The 19,423-nt window shown below is 38.8% G+C and carries 16 protein-coding genes; 5 read left to right on the top strand and 11 right to left on the bottom strand.

All coding sequences use genetic code 11. The features are described 5' to 3' along the window. Positions 1–24: 24 nt before the first annotated feature. Entirely contained in the window at positions 25–1,581 is a 1,557-nt protein-coding gene (locus tag B9T24_RS11250) for a circularly permuted type 2 ATP-grasp protein (protein ID WP_086165848.1), read from the bottom strand. 196 nt (positions 1,582–1,777) lie between these two features. Between B9T24_RS11250 and B9T24_RS11245 the strand changes: the two genes are divergently transcribed. Continuing rightward, positions 1,778–2,776 carry a helix-turn-helix transcriptional regulator gene (locus tag B9T24_RS11245; protein WP_086165906.1) on the top strand — a complete coding sequence of 333 codons (999 nt, stop codon included), beginning with the start codon at positions 1,778–1,780 and terminating at the stop codon, positions 2,774–2,776. Positions 2,777–3,626: 850 nt separating this feature from the next. Here the strand turns inward: B9T24_RS11245 and B9T24_RS11240 are convergent. Genes B9T24_RS11240 through B9T24_RS11225 form a run of 4 tightly spaced genes read right to left on the bottom strand, consistent with a single transcriptional unit; the run spans position 3,627 to position 7,377 of the window. After that, positions 3,627–4,670, bottom strand: coding sequence for an alpha/beta hydrolase (locus tag B9T24_RS11240; RefSeq protein ID WP_004648814.1), 1,044 nt, complete (start codon positions 4,668–4,670; stop codon positions 3,627–3,629). Then, complete coding sequence (locus B9T24_RS11235; RefSeq protein WP_086165847.1) at positions 4,671–5,798, bottom strand: YdcF family protein; 1,128 nt, start codon at positions 5,796–5,798, stop codon at positions 4,671–4,673. 6 nt (positions 5,799–5,804) lie between these two features. Beyond that, on the bottom strand, positions 5,805–6,839 hold the full coding sequence (gene murB / locus B9T24_RS11230) for a UDP-N-acetylmuramate dehydrogenase (RefSeq protein WP_086165846.1): 1,035 nt from the start codon (positions 6,837–6,839) through the stop codon (positions 5,805–5,807). Positions 6,840–6,852: 13 nt separating this feature from the next. Further along, a complete protein-coding gene (locus tag B9T24_RS11225; RefSeq protein ID WP_086165845.1) occupies positions 6,853–7,377 on the bottom strand; it encodes a low molecular weight protein-tyrosine-phosphatase in 525 nt (174 codons plus the stop codon). A 383-nt stretch (positions 7,378–7,760) separates the two neighbouring features. Here B9T24_RS11225 and B9T24_RS11220 point away from each other — a divergent pair, with 383 nt between their 5' ends. Then, positions 7,761–8,921 carry an iron-containing alcohol dehydrogenase gene (locus B9T24_RS11220; RefSeq protein WP_086165844.1) on the top strand — a complete coding sequence of 387 codons (1,161 nt, stop codon included), beginning with the start codon at positions 7,761–7,763 and terminating at the stop codon, positions 8,919–8,921. A 136-nt stretch (positions 8,922–9,057) separates the two neighbouring features. After that, positions 9,058–9,495 (top strand): acyl-CoA thioesterase, encoded by a 438-nt coding sequence (locus B9T24_RS11215; protein WP_086165843.1) that lies wholly within the window; start codon positions 9,058–9,060, stop codon positions 9,493–9,495. Between the two features lie 2 nt (positions 9,496–9,497). Here B9T24_RS11215 and dnaX read toward each other — a convergent pair whose 3' ends face one another. The 5 genes from dnaX to B9T24_RS11190 form a co-directional block, all read right to left on the bottom strand. Then, the gene (gene dnaX / locus B9T24_RS11210) at positions 9,498–11,606 is read right to left on the bottom strand and encodes a DNA polymerase III subunit gamma/tau (RefSeq protein WP_086165842.1); all 2,109 of its coding nucleotides are present in this window, start codon (positions 11,604–11,606) and stop codon (positions 9,498–9,500) included. Positions 11,607–11,740: 134 nt separating this feature from the next. Beyond that, entirely contained in the window at positions 11,741–12,202 is a 462-nt protein-coding gene (locus B9T24_RS11205; RefSeq protein ID WP_086165905.1) for a copper resistance protein NlpE N-terminal domain-containing protein, read from the bottom strand. 103 nt (positions 12,203–12,305) lie between these two features. Continuing rightward, on the bottom strand, positions 12,306–13,556 hold the full coding sequence (locus tag B9T24_RS11200) for a serine hydrolase domain-containing protein (RefSeq protein WP_086165841.1): 1,251 nt from the start codon (positions 13,554–13,556) through the stop codon (positions 12,306–12,308). Between the two features lie 84 nt (positions 13,557–13,640). Then, positions 13,641–14,495 (bottom strand): MaoC family dehydratase, encoded by an 855-nt coding sequence (locus B9T24_RS11195; protein WP_086165840.1) that lies wholly within the window; start codon positions 14,493–14,495, stop codon positions 13,641–13,643. A gap of 146 nt (positions 14,496–14,641) precedes the next feature. After that, complete coding sequence (locus tag B9T24_RS11190) at positions 14,642–16,033, bottom strand: 3-oxoacyl-ACP reductase (RefSeq protein WP_086165839.1); 1,392 nt, start codon at positions 16,031–16,033, stop codon at positions 14,642–14,644. 241 nt (positions 16,034–16,274) lie between these two features. Between B9T24_RS11190 and B9T24_RS11185 the strand changes: the two genes are divergently transcribed. Beyond that, on the top strand, positions 16,275–17,792 hold the full coding sequence (locus B9T24_RS11185) for an acetyl-CoA C-acetyltransferase (RefSeq protein WP_086165838.1): 1,518 nt from the start codon (positions 16,275–16,277) through the stop codon (positions 17,790–17,792). Between the two features lie 149 nt (positions 17,793–17,941). On the opposite strand, the gene aceI is transcribed toward B9T24_RS11185, so the two are convergent. Then, the gene (gene aceI / locus B9T24_RS11180; RefSeq protein ID WP_074945799.1) at positions 17,942–18,370 is read right to left on the bottom strand and encodes a chlorhexidine efflux PACE transporter AceI; all 429 of its coding nucleotides are present in this window, start codon (positions 18,368–18,370) and stop codon (positions 17,942–17,944) included. Positions 18,371–18,474: 104 nt separating this feature from the next. Between aceI and B9T24_RS11175 the strand changes: the two genes are divergently transcribed. Then, a complete protein-coding gene (locus B9T24_RS11175) occupies positions 18,475–19,365 on the top strand; it encodes a LysR family transcriptional regulator (protein ID WP_086165837.1) in 891 nt (296 codons plus the stop codon). Positions 19,366–19,423: the final 58 nt, after the last annotated feature.

Raw genomic sequence — 19,423 nt, 5'->3', positions numbered from 1 at the left:
AATTTCATCCCCATGGTTAAGTGTTTATGAATGAAGATTATCGACAACCCATGTGTCTTTAACTCCGCCACCTTGTGAAGAATTCACTACTAAAGAACCTGCTTGCATTGCCACACGTGTTAAGCCCCCTGGAACGATTTCAGTACGATATGGCGAACTTAAAACGAATGGACGTAAATCAATATGACGCTCTGCCACACCATAGTCTGTCATTGTTGGACAAACCGATAACTCTAAAGTCGGCTGCGCAATATACAAATGCGGCGCAGCAATAATTTTATCTCGAAATAGTTCAATTTGATTTTTCGAGGATTGTGGACCAATCAACATGCCATAGCCACCCGAACCTTGAGCTTCCTTCACCACCAACTCAGCTAAGTTAGATAACACATAATCTAAATCTTGAGCTTCACGGCATTGATACGTTGGTACATTTTTTAAAATTGCGTCCTCACCCAAGTAAAAATGAATCATTTTATCCACATACGGATAGATTGATTTATCATCAGCCACGCCTGTACCGGGTGCATTTGCAATCACGACATTGTGATTTAAATAAGCGGACATTAAGCCAGCAACACCTAAGGAACTATTAGGCAAAAAACATAAAGGATCCAAATATTCATCATCGACTCGACGATAAATTACATCAACCTGCTGTCTTCCACGAATCGTTTTGACATAAACCTTATCGTTCTCTACAAAAAGGTCACGCGATGTCACTAAAGGCACATCCATTTCCCTTGCCAAGAAAGAATGTTCATAATATGCGCTGTTATAACGTCCGGGTGTAAGTACCACGATAAAAGGTCGGTCTACATAGGCATTTTCAGCCAAAATTTCTTTGAGTAATTGTGGATATTGTTCAATGCCTAAAATATTATTTTGCTGACATAATTCAGGCATAAGTTTTTGGCTGATTTTGCGACTTTCTAGCATATAAGAAACGCCAGATGGTGTTCTTAAATTATCTTCCAGAACATAAAACTCACCATGTCGGTCACGAATAATATCAATGCCGCTAATTTGACTATAAATTTTACCTTTCAAGTCATGTGCATACATATGTGGTTGATAGGCTTCATGCATCAATACCTGTAACTCAGGGACAATATTGGCTTTTAAAATATCTTGTTGATGGTAAATATCGTGTAAAAATAAATTCAGCGCGCGAACCCGTTGTGTACAGCCAAGTGCAACTTTATTCCATTGCTTTTTCTCAATCACCCGTGGGATTAAATCATACGGAATGGTTCGTTCAATCCCTTCAGATTCGCCATATACGGTAAAAGTAATCCCCTCATATAAAAAATGATCTTTAGCGGTTTGATTTAATGATTTTAATTCTTCAATCGTATGTTGTGATAACCATTGCTCGATTTTGTTACAGGTTTCACCCGACATGCTGTGATCATCAAGCAATTCGTTGAAAAAATGTGATTTAAGTTGTTGAAATAAAGTATTTTCTTTAGGCGAAGTTGTAAATTGAGTTGTTCCAGATGTATTCACATTTAATCCGATATCATTAGGAAAACATTCTAGCGTCGAAATCGAATTTGTATCTTTATCTTCTTTAAGCATACAAACCTCATCATTGTTATCTATTGTAAGTAAAATTAAGCAACAAGCATGCCAATCAGCGATAAATACTTTTGCCTCTTTATTCATCTAATATAGATTGTTCTAATTGGAAAAGCTTGGAAAAATATTCAGTTTTTTTATTGTGTTCGGCATGCAATGCAGATATAAACAAGCTACTCGATTTTTAATTTCAGTTATGTCTTCACAAGAAAAAGAAACATCCAACAGTTTGTACCGTCAATGGCAAATTTTATCTCGCCTTTCTACTGGAAAGTGGATGGGTACTCGAGAATTACAAGAAATTTTGCAACGTGAAGGTATTGATATCAGCCTGCGCACCATTCAGCGTGATTTAAATCAAATCTCGCTACGCTTCCCTATTGAAAGCAGTAAAACGGTTCCTCAAGGTTGGCGTTGGCGTTCAGATGCCCCGATTCAAAGCTTACCGCATATGACCAGCTCTCAAGCAGTGACGTTCATGATGGTAGAAGAACATTTAAAGCACTTACTGCCACCAAGTCTAATTGAAGAAATGAACCCTTGGTTTGATTTGGCACGTCGTAGCTTATCCACTCAGAATAATGTACGCCAATGGATTAATCGCGTGCGTATTGTTCCAGCAAATCAGCCGCTTATTCCGCCTTTAGTTGATAAATTCGCTCAACAAGCCATTTATGAAGGTTTACTGCAAGACAAACAATTAGAGTGTGTTTATCAAGGACGTAGTCACTTAAGCGAAGAAAAAACCTATACGTTAAATCCTTTAGCATTGGTACAAAAAGGTGCGATTATTTATTTAATTTGTACCCGCCATGATAAAACCGACATTCAAACTTTTGCCTTGCACCGTTTTAAATCAGCCATTGTTTTAAACTCACGCGCAATGCATCCAATTCACTTTGACATTGATGCTTATATTGACTCGGGTGCATTAGGTTTTAGAGTAGATTATAACAAGGCAACCGAAAACATTGCTTTAGAATTAACCATGTCCGAAGAAGATGCGCACTATTTTGATGAAAGCCAACTCAGCAAAGATCAAACCATACAAAAACTGGACAATGGTTTAGCACAAATTACCGCTACAGTACCCTTCACTTCACAACTGGTTTGGTGGTTAAGAAGTTTTGGCAACAAAATTCAACATATTGAACCGATTAACCTTTCTAATGCAGTCCGTCAAATTACAGATTAAACCAAGTCATTGAAATAAAAAAAGTCCCAATTGCTGGGACTTCAAAAGCATTATCATTGTATGTTTCTTTTATTGTCGTTACTTTGTGCAAAGGACGTATCAAACTTTATTTTTTCACCCCGAGATAAAGTTTGATCATTACTGATTTTTTTGGTGCAGTTGAGCTTTAGCAAGCTAGATCTCCACTGTTATACCGAATTGATTTCATTGTCATATTAGCGACCTCTTGTGACTAAACTAAAACCAATCTAACGCAGCATAAAACTTTTGAGAAATCATAAGATCAGCAAATTAAAGCTGAATTTTTATTAAGCATTTATTCTGAATTTATATGAAATCATGGGTATAAATCAAAATGTATTCAGAACTCAAATCAGTCAAACCTTTATTTCCCTTTTTAAATTTTTCTGATCTAAAAAGCCATGTTTTTAATAGACTTCTTTCATAAGTCATTTTTTAATTAACTTAAGTAATTCGTAAAGCCAAAAATAAAAATAATTTTTAGCAGGTATTAGATTCATGAGTGTGGCATGGATGCCACATGTTTCCCATCCTTGCGCTGCATTTTAAAGCAGTGCTTAAAACTGGTTCGGGATGTCGTGTATGGGAAACAAAAGGTTTTTTCTCGCGTAGCCGTGCTCCTCATTTTGACCTTTCAAAAGTAGAAATAATGCCTACGCAAAGGCATCAAAACTGAATCAATTAAATGAGGCAGTGCCAATTTTAAAGAGTCTAATATTGAACATTTTTTGATTTATGAACGTTATCTAACTTAAAAAACCATATTTTTAATCAAAAAAAGAGGTCATATTGATTTGACCTCTTTTTATATCAAAACTACGACAAAATTTTAATAATAACCATCTGAACTTTGTGCATGTAAAAAGGCAGGAATTAAGCCAGTCAATGCCGCACGAATATCAGCACGTTCATTAATCAATTGATGAGAACCTTCTTCCAACATCAATAAGGTTTGAAGTCGAAACTTACGACGAATAAACTCAATATTGTAACGCCAGTCGACTGTCTCATCTAACGCACCTTGCGCCAACCACACAGGAATACGGCAGGCTGGACGTGCTTCCATCTCTTGCATCCATTTAGACATCGCTAAAATCCAATCCATGCCCATCATCCGTGGCTGTAAAGGATCTTTTAACCGTACAAAGCGTAGAAACTCAGGATTGTGGTTATTGCGTCTAAAATGACGTGGCACTTGACGTTTAATGCGTCGAATAATGCCCAAGCCAACCGAATTATGCCACCAAGCAGATTTCGCAGGTCGAATCAATGGAGAAAGTAATAAAACACGCTCTACATAAGGGTTTTCACGGCGCTGTGCAAAATCTAATAAATGATGTAGCCAAATTGCCCCACCTGTACTTTGTCCAATACCCAACCACGGTTTAGGCAATTGACTGGCATTTTTCACATATTGGTATACTGCATGTAAAACATGTTGGTAATGATCAAAGTTTTTAATGTTCGCAGGCGAACCATCACTTAAACCATGACCGGGTAAATCATAGGTGATTACACTAAAACCCTGTTCCAGCAATTCAGCAATAATCGGCTGATAAATACCGCTATGTTCTAAATAACCATGCAATAAAAATACCGTACCACGGATTTGATCAAACGGCAGGTTTTCTAAATTCGGTTGAAAGACTTGTACATGCAATTTAAATAAAGGCATTTGCACATAGCCTTGCCACTGCTCACACGCTAATAAATTTAAACCATACAGCTTACGATAAGCTTGAATTTCAACCGAAGGTTGATAAGGTCGATTTAGATTTAATGCTTCGAGTAATTGTGGTGTGGTTTCTCGACTCGGAACAGGTAAATCTAACTGTTTTAAAATCGTGGGATTTAAAAATGGGATATCTGACATTTAAGGCACCTCCCGACAGTCACTTGAACCAAACCAAACATCACGAATCGTGGCTAACATTTCATAATTTGCACGGCGACTATGATCATAATTCTGCTGACTTGGACGCCAGTTAGTCAACTGTGTTGGCATCGGTGCTTCAACAGGTACGGTTTCAATACCATTTAGTGCAAATAAACGACGTGTACGCGGCATATGATAACGATCTGTGATTAAAATCACCCTCGGTGCTCCACCCTTTTTTTGTAATAATAACGAGCTAAAACGCGAGTTTTCGCAAGTATTCATGCTTCGATCTTCCAGTAATTTTGCATCCACATCATATTTCTTTAACCATCGCTGCATATAAGGTGCTTCTACGCCACTTAAAACAATCGGTAACTGATATTGTTTTTCGATCGCTAGCGTCTTTTCTAAGCGTAGCCGTGTGTAATCATTGACCACAATATCTTGACCATTCTTATCTAAAGTGAGTCCACCACCCAATACCACAATGGCATAAGGTTTTGAACTTTGCGGTTGAGGCTGTGCATTCTGTTCGTGAATTAATGCAATATCTTGATAAATCGTTTCATCTACAGGTTCTTCAGCAGCCACTTGCTCTGCTACTTTATGTGTACGAAGGAATTCTACATATTTTTCCATTAACGCTTTATTTTCAGTACTGTTCAAATCCAATAAATCTTTGACCACTTGTGTGGGATCTGCTTGTTCTACTTCCTCATCCACTGTTTTTGCAAGCAGTGGAATCTGGGGCTTTTCTTGCTCATCCTTTTCTTGTTGCTGTGCTTCCTCAATCATTTGTTGCAAGGCTTTATACCGCGCTTGAATCACAGTCAAATCTTGAGAATTGTGGCTTTGTATCGCTTCTTCCATCAACTTTAAATAGGCTTGGCGTGCAATCCACAGTTTAGAACCCGGCTCTAAATTCTCATGTTCACTTAATGCTGCCATTTGCTGGCTTTTTGCTGCAACTTGATTGACTTCGACAGGAACAAAATGGTTAAGCCCCTTCACAACCCACTGCGAATAAAATGGCGAATAAATCAAAACCATAAAACAGCCGAACAGTACAAATAACACAGAAGCTATTTGTACCAGTCGAACCATCCAATGTGCTTTCGCCATAGTTTCTTATTCCAAATGTGAACGAATTAAACCTGACTCATTAAACAATACAGGTTCAGGCTCCAATAAAATGTTAAATTTTTGATAAACATCGTGTTGTACTGCATGATACGTTGCTTGCACATCTGCCAACGTAGCCTTGTCATAATTGACCAAAACCAAGGCTTGTTTATGAAACATACCCACCACCCCTAACTGTTTACCTTTCCAACCAGATTGATCAATCAACCATCCTGCCGCTATTTTAACCCCACCTTTCGCTTGAGGGTAATGAGGCAACTTTGAAAATGTTAGCGCTAAATGGTCATAAAGCTGTTCTGTAATAATCGGATTTTTAAAGAAACTTCCGACATTAGGATATTCTTTAGGATCGGGTAACTTGCTTTTACGGATCTCAATCACTTGCTTTTGCAGATTTTCAGCGGTTTGTTCATCACCCACCGCCTGCTTCAGATCACCATAATTCAGCATTAAATCGGCATGTTTAAGCAATTTAAAAATCACATGTGTAATCACAAAACGGTTTGGATCATCTTTGAAAATACTATGTCGATATGAAAAATCACAATCTCTTGCAAAAATGGTGCTGAACTTTTCCAATTGACGATCATAAACCTGAACGGATTCAATAAACTCACCGACTTCAACGCCATAAGCACCAATATTTTGCACGGGAGATGCACCGACTAAACCGGGAATTAAAGCTAAATTTTGTAAGCCATATAAATGCTGAGAAGTCGTCCATAACACAAAGTCATGCCATATTTGTCCTGCACCCACTCGAATAGTTTTACTGTGCTCATCTTCAGCAAGATATTCAATCCCTTGAATATCCATATGAATCACCAGTGCATGAATATGTTCAGGCAATAACATATTGCTACCGCCAGACAAAATCAAAACATTTAACGAATGTTGTTTGGCATAGTTTAGAGCTTCAACTAATGCCTCATTACTTTGAACTTTGATGTAATGCGATGCTGTTACATCAAGACTTAAGGTGTTAAAAGGCTTAAGCTGAATTTGATTTTGGATATTCATTGTTCTTAAACCTTTATTTCACATCTAGCTGTTGTTTGAACTGTTGTTTAAAAATACTGACCCAAGCCAAACTACTCGATTCACACTGATCCAATACACGTTCAAAACCATCTTGCCCGCCATAGTAGGGATCTGGTAGGGCTTGTTTGAGATAAGTTTGATCATATTCACTCATCAAGGCAATTTTTGCCCGAATTTGACTTGCGCCATATTCTGTCTGAACTTGATTTAAAAGCGCTTGAATATTGAATAAATTTTCATGATCCATCGCTAAGATCAAATCAAAATCAATAAAATCTTGAGCTTTGAGTTGACGAGCACGTAATGCAGACAAGTCATAGCCACGTTTTAAAGCATGTTGTTGACTACGCCCATCGGGTGCTTTGTCTGGATGATAATTACTGGTTCCAGCAGAATCAATGACAATATTGAGTTGTTGTTTATCACAAAAATGTCTAAGTACAACTTCTGCCGTTGGAGAGCGGCAAATATTTCCTAAACAGACACATAACACCTTATATGGCGTTTGGGATGACATAAACAACCTCGATAACAGCTTTATTTTCAGGTGTCTTATGTTAAGTTATTTACAGGATGAATCCTAGGGTCTATTGACATTTCAAAGTGGTTGCGACAACGCATGTTTTTTAGACGATACAAGGCACGGATGATGCAGCTTAGTTATTCTAAGTGAATCATCCGTAACATAGTTGAGGCAAAAACATGCTTGTCCTGAAAGGTTGTGGCTAAAATGATCTCAGTCTTCGTAATGAAACTTGAAAATAGTCTCGCTATTGTCTACGTTTCATACCTTGCCTGCTCCATTTTAGCCGACAACGCAATCCATTTTTCAAATATCAATAGACCCTATAGAACGCTAAAACAATAATCTTGAATTTGATATAAAAAAGGATGCAATAGATGAGCCATTTTCAATTCCAGACCGTCTCGAATATTATTTCAGGGCTCGGCTCGATCTATGAACTCAAGCAATTATTAAAACAGCAGCCCTATAAAAAACTGTTGTTGGTCACTGATGCAGGCATAATTCAACAACAATTGCATTTACCCATTATTGAAATTTTAGAAAACATTGACCTTGATTATGTCATTTATTCCAGTGTTCAAGCAGACCCACCCGAACATATCGTCTTAGATGCTGTTCAATTCGCAAAAAATAAAAAAGTCGATATTGTCTTAGGCTTTGGTGGAGGAAGCTCATTAGATGTCGCCAAAGTCATTGCCGTACTTGCCCATCCACAACAACAGCAAACATTGTCAGACTTATATGGTATTAATAATGCCAAACAACCTCGACTGCCGTTATTTTTAGTTCCCACTACAGCAGGTACAGGGTCTGAAGTCACACCTATTTCTATTGTCACCACAGGTGAAACCACGAAAACAGGGATTGTCTCTCCCGTTTTATTTGCTGATGTCGCCATATTAGATGCCACATTTACTCAAAATTTGCCTGCGCATATTACAGCGGCAACAGGAATTGACGCGATGGTGCATGCCATTGAAGCCTATACCTCAAAAATCAAAAAGAACCCTTATGCCGATATGCTAGCAAAACAAGCATTAAAATTACTCAACCATAATTTAAGTCTGGTCTTGGCAGATGGTCAAAATTTAGCAGCACGTCAAAATATGCTGGTTGGCTCCATGCTTGCAGGTCAAGCCTTTGCCAATGCACCTGTTGCCGCAGTACATGCGCTGGCTTATCCACTTGGGGGACATTTCCATATTTCGCATGGTCATAGCAATGCTTTAGTCTTAACCGAAGTTTTAAAGTTTAATGCACCCCATGCAAAACAATACTATGCCGAGCTGATGTGCTGGTTAGACCCAAGAAGTACGGGCTGTACTGACGGTTTATGTGACTTATTTATTGACCACATGCAAAATCACTTAGATAAAAGTGGTTTAGTCTTAAAATTAAAAGATTTGAATGTTGCTGAAAATATGCTTGAGCAACTTGCCAATGATGCCATGTTGCAAACGCGACTTTTACAAAACAATCCACGGGAACTGATCCAACAAGATGCCTTACAGATTTATCAAGCAATTTACTCATAATTTATTTATTCATAATTTATAAGTTTCAGCTGATGGTCATTTAACACGCTATAAATGACCATGTTTTCCCCTCTTGCATTCCTTTATTTTTAACAGTACAACTGAATGTTCATTGCCTGTTAAAAATAAAATGATAATGAAGCAAACACCCAAACAACGCGCTGATTTTTTATACTTTCTACCGATACAAACAAGATGGTCAGATAATGATATCTACGGTCATGTCAATAATGTCACTTATTACAGCTACTTTGACACAGCCGCCAATGCTTTACTGATTGAAAAAGCCAACTTTGATATTCGACATTCACCCATCATTGGGTTGGTGGTGGATTCCACTTGTCGCTTCTTTCAAGAGCTTTCTTATCCTGAAATTATTGAAGTCGGTGTGGTCATTTCCAGACTGGGGAATTCATCGGTACAATACGACCTAGCTATTTTTAAACAATTCCACGATGTTGCCTCTGCACAAGGTCATTTTGTCCATGTATTTGTGGATCGACAAACACGAAAAAGCACCTCCATTCCAATTGAAATGCGAGATGCTTTATTTAAATACAGTATGAATAAGTAAACTTATTTCAATTGAATATTTTGTAGTTCACCCTCAAAGTTTTGCAAAATTTCCTTCACCGCAGATTCCGCATGCAGTAATTCTGAAGCCCGTGCATAGGCTTTTTCTTTACGCTCATTTTGCAAACTATAGGGGGTTGTGACTTCAACCTCTGCATATTTCACTTGAAAATGTGTGTTGGGCCATTCATTTTTTAAAGTTTGCTCTAAAGTGTGTTGTAACTGATTTAACAACTGCTCATATTTTGGTGCAATCTGAAATAATGACTCACCATCAATTTGACCTGTCATCACACCCTGTTGAGCTAACTCTTGTACAGCAGGCGTTAATGTACTATTTCTAAACCAGTATTCCCACTTATCTACCGTCCACTCACCGTCAAGTTGTTGCGGTGTGAGCTTTAAAATATCTTGCGGCATCAAGTTTTCATTTTGATTCGATACAGCTTCAACCACAACTCGATTTTCTTTAAGACTCGGTTGTTCTAATTCAACAATAGGTTCATCGATAACCTTAGCTGCCGCAACTTCAGCATGTACAGACTCAATCGGCATTTGTTCTTGGCTTAAGAATAAATCTGCTTCTTGATCCGCCACAGCAATGTCATCTTGTGATTTTAAAGTTTCCGCTTCTAACACATCACTTAACGGTGCGATTTCATCAAATAGGAAATCATCACTATTGGGTTCATCATCTGCCACAATATTGACATCATCATTCGACTCATCTAAATCAAACAAAGCATCTTCAGAAGCAGGATCAAAAATCATTTGATCTGAATTCGTCGCTGGCATTACTGGTGTAACATTTGTTTCTACAATATCCAGTATAGGCTCATCCAAGAAGTCATCTGAAGATGGTTCTATATTCGGCTGAGTGACCATTGCTGGAGTTTCTAAAACACTTTCTTGTGCTGGATATTCATCAACGACATGTTGCTGTACATTGTGTACAACTGCTTGGACATCGACCTGTGGAACTTGTTGCTGAACCTGTGGTGTTGCAGACACTAAAACTTCATTCGGCTGTAATGGACGGAACGCCAATAAGCGCAACACGCACATTTCAAAACCTTGCTCTTGTGTTACAGCCAATTGTAAATCTGCACGACCTTTACATGACACTTGATAATACAATTGTAAATCTTGCGCTGAAATAAGCTGCGATAACTGCATAATTTTTTTATTAATTTCAGCACTATATTTGAGGCTTAAATCGGGTAAATATTGCAACAGTGCCAATTCATGCAAAGTTGAAATTAACTGATCTAAAACCAATGATACATCTAAAGCCTGCTGTCTAAATTGCATGAGCAATTCGCTGACACGCTGCTTTTGATTTTGATGAATGGCTAAAATCAAATCATAAATAATGGTGCGGTCAATCAAACCCAGCATGTCTTTGACATCTTGATGTTGAATTGCCCCCTGACCATACGCAATCGCTTGATCGGTTAAAGACAAGGCATCACGCACTGAACCTTGTGCAGATTCAGCAATTTGCCAAATCGCATCTTGTTCCGCTTGAATCTGTTCTTTGTGTAAAATATCCGTCAAATGTACTGTAATTTCATCTACAGCCAGTGGACGTAAAGTAAATTGCAGACAACGAGAAATCACGGTAATTGGAAGCTTTTGCGGATCGGTGGTGGCGAAAAGGAATTTAACGTGTTCTGGCGGTTCTTCTAGCGTTTTCAATAACGCATTAAAAGAATGCGTAGAAAGCATATGCACTTCATCGATTAGATAAACTTTAAAGCGACCTTGGGTGGGTGCATAAGGCACGTTATCGAGCAGTTCACGAGTATCTTCAACTTTGGTTCGTGATGCAGCATCAATTTCAATTAAATCGATAAATCGACCTTCATTGACCGCTTTACACGTTGGACATACTTCACACGGCGTTGAGGTGACACCCGTTTCACAGTTCAAGCACTTCGCTAAAATACGTGCAATGGTGGTTTTACCTACCCCACGTGTGCCAGTAAATAAATACGCATGGTGTAAACGACCACGATCTAAGGCACTGGTCAGTGCTCGTGACACATGGTTTTGTCCAACCAATTCATTAAAATTACGTGGACGATATTTACGCGCAAGTACCTGATACATGTATGCTCCTTTTTACAGGTCTAAGCATACTGTTTTTTTGCCTAAGAGTGAATGAACAATCTGCAAAAGCTTTAGATCAACAACGCCATAAGTAGATCTATTTTTTAGATTTTTACAATCACTTAAAACATAAACTAAACTTTCTTTTCTAAAAGAAAATCATCTTCCGAAGCATACAGGTTTCCCGTCTTATCTTGTAAAATTTCAAGTAGTTGCTGCTCTAAATCAACATAAATTAAATTGCGAGTCTTGACCTGTATTAATTCAAGTTTGCTCTGATCCTTATTGCTAAACTGAAACCGCCCTGTATAAATTTCCGGCTTATCATTTCCACTTAAACTTTCACGTTTTAAAGTATAAGTCTGGTCTTGATTGAGCACTAAATCTACAGCCATGCCAAGACATTCCTCACAACGTGAAATACAGCTCATACACGGCGTTGTTCCTTGATACTCACCAACCCACTTCGCAACCGTAATTTTATGCTGCAAAATAGAGTCAGTTTGGGTCTTATCTTCACGATCAGACTGTTTAGAATCCTGACAACCCAATAACACAGATGACGCAATTATGGGAATAAGAAGCGGCTTTTTCATCAAAAAACTTAAACTAACCATTTTAGTGCAAGGAAAATATCATACTTTTCACAAAATCCATCACGGCAAAATGTACCATCACATTACACAGCAATCTTAAACATTAAAACCATCCCTTTCGCCCTTTTAATAGCGCATCTGCACAGCGTAAAGTTTCTTGGCTTAAACCCCAAAGACGATAGTCACCTGCAATCGAGGTCGTTGGGAAATTATGCGTATAAGCAAAACTTAAATGTCGTTCAGGATCACACCAAGCAGCAGAACCATTAAAGCCCATATGCCCAAAACCGTTTGATGATTTACCCAATGTTAATACACGGTGATAACCTAAGCGCCAATGCATGGCTAAAGGCATAATGCGGTCACGTTTTTTATATTGTATTGTACTTAACGCTGTAAATATTTCAGCTCGAATCAACTGTTGGCCCCCCACTTTTCCCTTATTAGCAAGCATGGCATAAATTTTAGCTAAACTATTGGCAGTGAAAACACCATTGGCAGCAGGAATGACCGCTTTTAAACCTTCATCACTCAAGAAGCTAAAATTTTTCATGCCTTTTGGAATCATCGCATCTTGAAAGTCCTTCGGATCTTGTCCTGACCACTCAATCAATTTATCTAAGGGTGAGGCTTTCTTTGCTTTCAATTTTACTGGGGATAATTGGTTTGGTGCTGTTTTTAATTTGGGCAATGGGCGAGCAACACGGGCTAATTCAGCCGCTGTAACCCCAAAGTATGCCCCATCTAACTGTAGCGGTTGCACAAGATACTGTTGCATTAAATCTGACAAAGCTTTTCCAGTGGCTTTTTCAAGCACACCACCTACTAGCCAACCAAAACTCAGGGGTTGATAGGCAGCATCTGTCGCAGCTTCAAAACGTGGTTTGGCTTGTGCAAATACATCAAGCATGTGCGGCCAATCGGTCATTTCAGATGCATCAGCAATCAAGTTACGAATGTCATATAAGCCACTTTGATGGCTCAGCATATGCCTTAAGGTGATTTGCGCTTTACCATTTTGTGCAAACTCAGGCCAATAGTGCGCAACAGGGACATCGTAATCTAAAAAACCTTCACTGACTAAAATATGCGCCAGTGTAGAAAGTACACCTTTCCCCGTTGAATAACACATCGATAAAGTATCGGACTGCCAGTTTTCAGTGGCTGACTTTTTCCCCGTATAAATATCAACGACTTTTTGCCCTTGAAAATACACCACCAACGCAGCCCCACCTTGTTCAGCTCGCGCATCTTGCATACGACTAAATTGTTTGGCTAGGTCTATAAATCGCTCACCCACTTGCCCTTGATAATGTGCTGTATTGGCAAAAAGATATTCTTTAATAGTGTTCATCTTAGGTTCTGTCCTTAGCGCTTATTTTTATTCGAATTTAGCGCATAAAAAAGCCTAAATCAAAAAGACTTAGGCTTCTTCGTTTTAAAGTGCTTTAACACTTCCTGTCACATGGGGCTTTTGATTTTTGCTATTTCGAATTAAAAACTCGGTGTTTTTACCCGCTTGAGCTGTTAAAAACTCAACTGTTGAAGGCAAATACATTGGCAACTTAAACCAAACATCGGCTTCATAGCGATCTGGTAAAGTTAAACTTGCCAATACTTTGGCTTTACTCCACATCCCATGTGCAATCGCTTGTTTAAAACCAAAGGCTTTGGCTGTAATGGCATGAATGTGAATTAAATTAAAATCACCTGAGGTCAATGCATAACGACGACCTGTGTTTTCAGAAACATTCCATTCTGCATTCAATTCATAAGCGAGTGTTTTTGTTTCGGCTGCCTTCGCTGCAACTTTTCCATCGGTTTTTTGACGCGCAAGATACGTCGTTGTACCTTCCATTACCACTTCACTGCCCACTTTTGCGGTAGTGATAAAATCAAATTGCACACCTTTATCATGTGGCTGTAACGCACCAAACTGACAAGACAAGCTCAGTTGCTCATTTACACCCACTTTACGCGTTTGCTTAATTTGATTCCGAATATGCACCAAACCTAAAATGGCAAATGGAAATGCTTCAGTGGTCATCATGTGCATTTGTAAGCTTTGCGATAACACCGCCAAATAAATGGCAGGAATATAACCATTATTTTTAAAGCCACACACTGCATTGTAGGCTTTTAAATGCTGTTGATCGACCTTAAATGAATCCACCACATATTCAACTTGCGGTAGCACTTTTTCACCTTTCGGTTTTTTAAAAATTAAGCCTTGAATTACTTTTGGATAAGCTAAATAAGGCTTTGGAAGTTGACTAAAATGGCGAGTATTCATACTGAACCTTTATATTTTATCTTATTAAAAACCCTCTCCATTTTAGGAGAGGGTTAGGATATGTTTTATACACTTCTACTTAATCACCCTTTATGAAAGGAGGACTTTTCTCCTCCCTTTGAAAAAGGGAGGCTGGGAGGGATTATTTAAGCACCCAACAAGCTTTGACCGCATACACGGACAACATTACCATTTAAACCTGTAGAAGCAGAAGATGCAAACAATGCTATCGTTTCAGCCACATCAACCGCCAAACCACCTTGACTCATCGAGTTCATACGACGACCTGCTTCACGAATTGCAAAAGGAATAGCAGCCGTCATTTGCGTTTCAATAAACCCTGGCGCAACAGCATTAATGGTGATGCCATTTTTCAAAATTGGCGCTGTGAATTTAACCACACCCACAACACCAGCTTTTGATGCTGCATAATTGGTTTGACCCAAGTTACCCGCAATGCCTGAAATTGAAGATACACAAACAATGCGACCATTGGTATTAAAACCATCATTTTCCAGTAAATAATCATTTACTCGTTCAATTGCAGACAAGTTGATGTTGATGACCAAATCCCAAAGCTCTGGCTTCATATTTGCCAAAGTTTTGTCACGGGTAATCCCTGCGTTATGAACGATGATATCTAAACCACCTTGTGCAGCCGCAGCCGCTTTAATTTTCTCGCCTGCATCCGCAGCAGTAATATCAATGGCTAAAGTTGAACCACCAATTTCGCTTGCTACACGGTCAAGATCTGCCTGTTGTTGTGGCACATCTAAACAAATCACATGCGCGCCATCACGTGCCAAAACATGGGCAATCGCTTCACCAATACCACGGCTCGCACCTGTAACCACTGCTGTTTTACCTGCAAGTGGTTTAGCCCAATCTACGTCTACAACATTCGCTTTAGACACACGAATCACTTGACCAGACACATAAGCTGAACGTGGTGACAAGGCAAAACGAACTGTAGATTCAAGATTTGCTTCAGCGCCTGCATCCACATAGATCAGGTTTGCAGCAATGCCTTTTTTGAATTCTTTACCCACTGATTTTACAAAGCCTTCAAGCGCACGTTGTGCAATGGCTTGTTTTACAGTTTTTGCAGTTTCAGGTGTAATACCAACCACAATCACACGACCAGATGCTTGGATTTGACGCGCAATCGGGTTAAAAAAGTTATACAGCTCATTTAACTGTTCAGAATTTTGAATACCTGAAGCATCAAAAATGACCGCTTTAAACTTCGACTCTTTATCACCCGCATTAAATGCACTTAGGTTTAAACCTGTTTTAGCCGCTGTTTGTTGCAATTCAGCATTGTTACCTGCATAGCTATTGGCATGAATATTTGCCAAAACTTGTGCAATCGCAGCAGATAATGTACTTGAAGGTGCAGCACCGAATAAAACTGCTCCTTTTACTACAGGCGTAGCCGATTCAAAACGTTCTAAAAAAGTAGGTGCTGGCAGACCTAAATTTTTAATGACAAATTTACCAATAGGAGATTTTGCAAATGTTTGGTATTGGTCAGTCATGTTTATTATCTCTCATACTAATTAATTTTTGATGGATTTAAAGATATCCTTTTAACTTCAATATGATGTCAGATACTCTTATTTCAATAGATCCATCAGTTTCCATAGAATCATACTTGAGTTAAACCGTAGATGTCTTGACCTGAATGCTTTGCGCAATGTCATTTTAGTCAATTCAGGGTATTCTGTATTGTGTTAATGTAAGCGCCAAGAATACTGTAAGCATGCTTGGAAAAGCCTTATGAGCAAGACAACTCAAGAAAATCCAGCAGTCGAAAATTCTGCTGCGGAAACAGTGTCAAATACATCAAAAAGAACTTCACGCACAGCTAAAAGTTCAGGCACTGCAACACAACCAGCAACGAATACGACCAAAACGACTCGCACTCGTTCTGCGTCACCTCGTAGTCAAAGTACCCCTTCAACTACAAAAAAACCTGAATCTACAACTCAAACGTCTGTTCAACAGGATAAAACCATGAGTCAAAACACAGTTCGCCGCGTTGCTATTATTGGTGGTAACCGTATCCCATTCGCTCGTTCAAACGGTGCTTATTTCACTGCATCAAACTCAGATATGTTTACCGCTGCGTTAAATGGTCTTGTTGAGCGTTTTAATCTACAAGGTCAACGTTTAGGCGAAGTCGTTGCAGGTGCAGTTTTAAAACATAGCCGTGACTTTAACATGACTCGCGAATGTGTGCTTAATACTGAATTGGCTCCAGAAACACCTGCTTATGATCTTCAGCAAGCGTGTGGTACTGGCTTACAAGCCGCATTCCTTGTGGCGAATAAAATTGCACTCGGTCAAATTGAAGTGGGTGTTGCGGGTGGTGTAGATACCACTTCTGACGCGCCTATCGCTTTTGGTGACGGTTTACGTAAAGCTTTGCTTGAATTGAACATCGCAAAAACAGCGAAAGACCGCTTAAAAGCATTAACTAAAATTAACCTGAAAGATTTGATGGATGCACCTAAAAATGGTGAGCCACGTACAGGTCTTTCTATGGGTGACCATCAAGCGATTACTGCGCTTGAATGGGGTATTGCACGCGAAGCGCAAGATGAACTTGCTGCATCTTCACACCAGAAAATGGCAGCGGCGTATGAAGAAGGTTTCTTCGATGACCTGATTACACCATTCTTAGGTTTAGAACGTGACAATAACTTACGTGCAGATTCATCTGTAGAAAAGTTAGCAAAACTTAAACCTGCTTTTGGTAAAGGTGATGCACGTACTATGACTGCGGGCAACTCAACTCCACTGACTGATGGTGCATCTTGTGTACTTTTAGCTTCAGAGGAATGGGCTAAAGCCAATGGTCATGAAGTATTAGCTTACTTAACCTTTACTGAAACTGCTGCGGTAGATTTCGTGACGAAGAAAGAAGGCTTATTGATGGCACCTGCTTATGCAGTTCCACGTATGCTTGAGCGCGCGGGCATTACTTTACAAGATTTCGATTATTACGAAATTCATGAAGCATTTGCATCTCAAGTGCTTTCAACCTTGAAAGCGTGGGAAGACCCAAAATTCTGTAAAGAACGTTTAGGTTTAGATGCGCCACTTGGTTCAATCGACCGTACTAAACTCAACGTAAAAGGTTCATCGCTTGCTGCTGGTCATCCATTTGCTGCAACAGGTGGTCGTATTATTGCGACTGCGGCAAAATTATTGAATCAAAAAGGTTCAGGTCGTATCTTAGTCTCGATCTGTGCTGCCGGTGGTCAAGGTGTAACCGCCATTATTGAAAAATAAGAGCGCTGTTTTTGCTTTTTAAATCAAAAAACCGCTTGTTTATACAAGCGGTTTTTTTCAATCTTTCAAATAAAACTGAACAACCCAAAACAGTTATAAACGCCCAACAATTAACCATCAATACAACTTAACGTCATCATCAAATGTGTTTAAGCTGAGTGTGCAGGTCGATACCCCATACGTGCTTCAATATGGTCATAGCACCATTGGAAAATAAAGGTATAGACCAAAATACATAGGGTTAAACTAAAATCTAGCACAATCGCTTGCCAAATAGACATTTGCAAAGCATAAGCCACCATCGGAATCGTGGCCAACATCAAACCACCCTCAAAACCAATCGCATGCAAAATACGAATTTTCACCGTTCTTTTTAGCTGGTGCTTGGCTTCAAATTTTTCAAAAAAATGGTTAAATACCATGTTCCAGATCACCGATGTCACAGCCATCACAATACCCAGAAGCCCTGTCACTTCTAACGGCATTTTAAAAATCAAACTTAATGCAATTGCGATGATGACCAACAGGATGATCTCATAACTCAGTGCATGAATAATCCTTCTCTTGGAAATCAACATTTTTAAATACTCTTTAATTTAACTTGATGTTTGGTATTTTATGTTTGTATTATTGATTAATCGAGTCAGATTCTTTCAAAATAATTGATAGGTTAAATAAACAGATGAATATCAATCAAGAACAACTGACTATTTTTAAAACCGTAATTGAAACGGGATCTTTTTCTGCTGCCGCCAGACAACTGGGGAAAGTTCCTTCAGCGGTCAGTATGTCGATTGCCAATTTAGAAATTGATCTTAATTTAACGCTGTTTCAGCGTGTTGGGCGCGAACCTATCCCAACACCACAAGCTATGATTTTGTATGAAAAAACCGAACAATTACTGATCGAAATTAACCAATGGAAACAACATGCTTTTGCCTTAAGTGAAGGATTAGAATCATCTTTAAATATTGTGGTGGTATCCGAACTGCTGCATATCCAGTGGACTGACTACATTTCACTGATCGAAAAGCAATTTCCAGAACTGCAAATCAATGTTTTTTCAGCACCACAAGAAGATGCACAAAAAATGCTACTCAATCAGTCTGCTCAACTGGCATTGATGTTTGAACGTGAACAATTAGAAAGTAGCGAACAGTTTGTCGAACTGAAGCGTGAGGCTTTAGTTCCTGTCGCTGCCATTCATGCCCCTTTAGCTACACTTGAGCAAGTCAGCTATGAACAAATATTACAAAGTCGTCAAATTATTGTGGCCAGTCGTGACCGTACACTTAAGCCTGAATTACTCTTTTCAAAAAAATATTGGCGTACAGATAATAATCTTTCTGCCTGCTCGATGATTATGCAAGGTTTGGGTTGGGGCGTTTTACCTTTAGAAATGTTAAATCAGAATCCACATATTAAACAGCAGCTTAAAATTCTTAACTTTTTAGATTTCAGTCCTAAATTTGAATATTATGTCGATTTAGTCTGGAGTCGTGAAAGCCAATTGGGCTCAGCTGCTCGTTTTTTGATTAATCACATCCGAAATTCAAGAAAATATACAAAATAGACATGTGTTATACCGCTTTTTACTTTTGATAAAAGGAGATTGTGATATAACAAATATA

Source organism: Acinetobacter sp. ANC 4654 (assembly GCF_002135425.1).
GTDB lineage: Bacteria > Pseudomonadota > Gammaproteobacteria > Pseudomonadales > Moraxellaceae > Acinetobacter > Acinetobacter kyonggiensis.
The sequence above is the reverse complement of the archived record's forward strand: the minus strand, read 5'-3'. Positions and strand labels throughout refer to the sequence as shown.

Bases quoted from the DNA above. Each gene is read 5' to 3' on its own strand.
- B9T24_RS11250 (WP_086165848.1), bottom strand. From the start codon at position 1,581: ATGCTTAAAGAAGATAAAGATACAAATTCGATTTCGACGCTAGAATGT.
- B9T24_RS11245 (WP_086165906.1), top strand. From the start codon at position 1,778: ATGTCTTCACAAGAAAAAGAAACATCCAACAGTTTGTACCGTCAATGG.
- B9T24_RS11240 (WP_004648814.1), bottom strand. From the start codon at position 4,670: ATGTCAGATATCCCATTTTTAAATCCCACGATTTTAAAACAGTTAGAT.
- B9T24_RS11235 (WP_086165847.1), bottom strand. From the start codon at position 5,798: ATGGCGAAAGCACATTGGATGGTTCGACTGGTACAAATAGCTTCTGTG.
- murB (WP_086165846.1), bottom strand. From the start codon at position 6,839: ATGAATATCCAAAATCAAATTCAGCTTAAGCCTTTTAACACCTTAAGT.
- B9T24_RS11225 (WP_086165845.1), bottom strand. From the start codon at position 7,377: ATGTCATCCCAAACGCCATATAAGGTGTTATGTGTCTGTTTAGGAAAT.
- B9T24_RS11220 (WP_086165844.1), top strand. From the start codon at position 7,761: ATGAGCCATTTTCAATTCCAGACCGTCTCGAATATTATTTCAGGGCTC.
- B9T24_RS11215 (WP_086165843.1), top strand. From the start codon at position 9,058: ATGAAGCAAACACCCAAACAACGCGCTGATTTTTTATACTTTCTACCG.
- dnaX (WP_086165842.1), bottom strand. From the start codon at position 11,606: ATGTATCAGGTACTTGCGCGTAAATATCGTCCACGTAATTTTAATGAA.
- B9T24_RS11205 (WP_086165905.1), bottom strand. From the start codon at position 12,202: ATGAAAAAGCCGCTTCTTATTCCCATAATTGCGTCATCTGTGTTATTG.
- B9T24_RS11200 (WP_086165841.1), bottom strand. From the start codon at position 13,556: ATGAACACTATTAAAGAATATCTTTTTGCCAATACAGCACATTATCAA.
- B9T24_RS11195 (WP_086165840.1), bottom strand. From the start codon at position 14,495: ATGAATACTCGCCATTTTAGTCAACTTCCAAAGCCTTATTTAGCTTAT.
- B9T24_RS11190 (WP_086165839.1), bottom strand. From the start codon at position 16,033: ATGACTGACCAATACCAAACATTTGCAAAATCTCCTATTGGTAAATTT.
- B9T24_RS11185 (WP_086165838.1), top strand. From the start codon at position 16,275: ATGAGCAAGACAACTCAAGAAAATCCAGCAGTCGAAAATTCTGCTGCG.
- aceI (WP_074945799.1), bottom strand. From the start codon at position 18,370: ATGTTGATTTCCAAGAGAAGGATTATTCATGCACTGAGTTATGAGATC.
- B9T24_RS11175 (WP_086165837.1), top strand. From the start codon at position 18,475: ATGAATATCAATCAAGAACAACTGACTATTTTTAAAACCGTAATTGAA.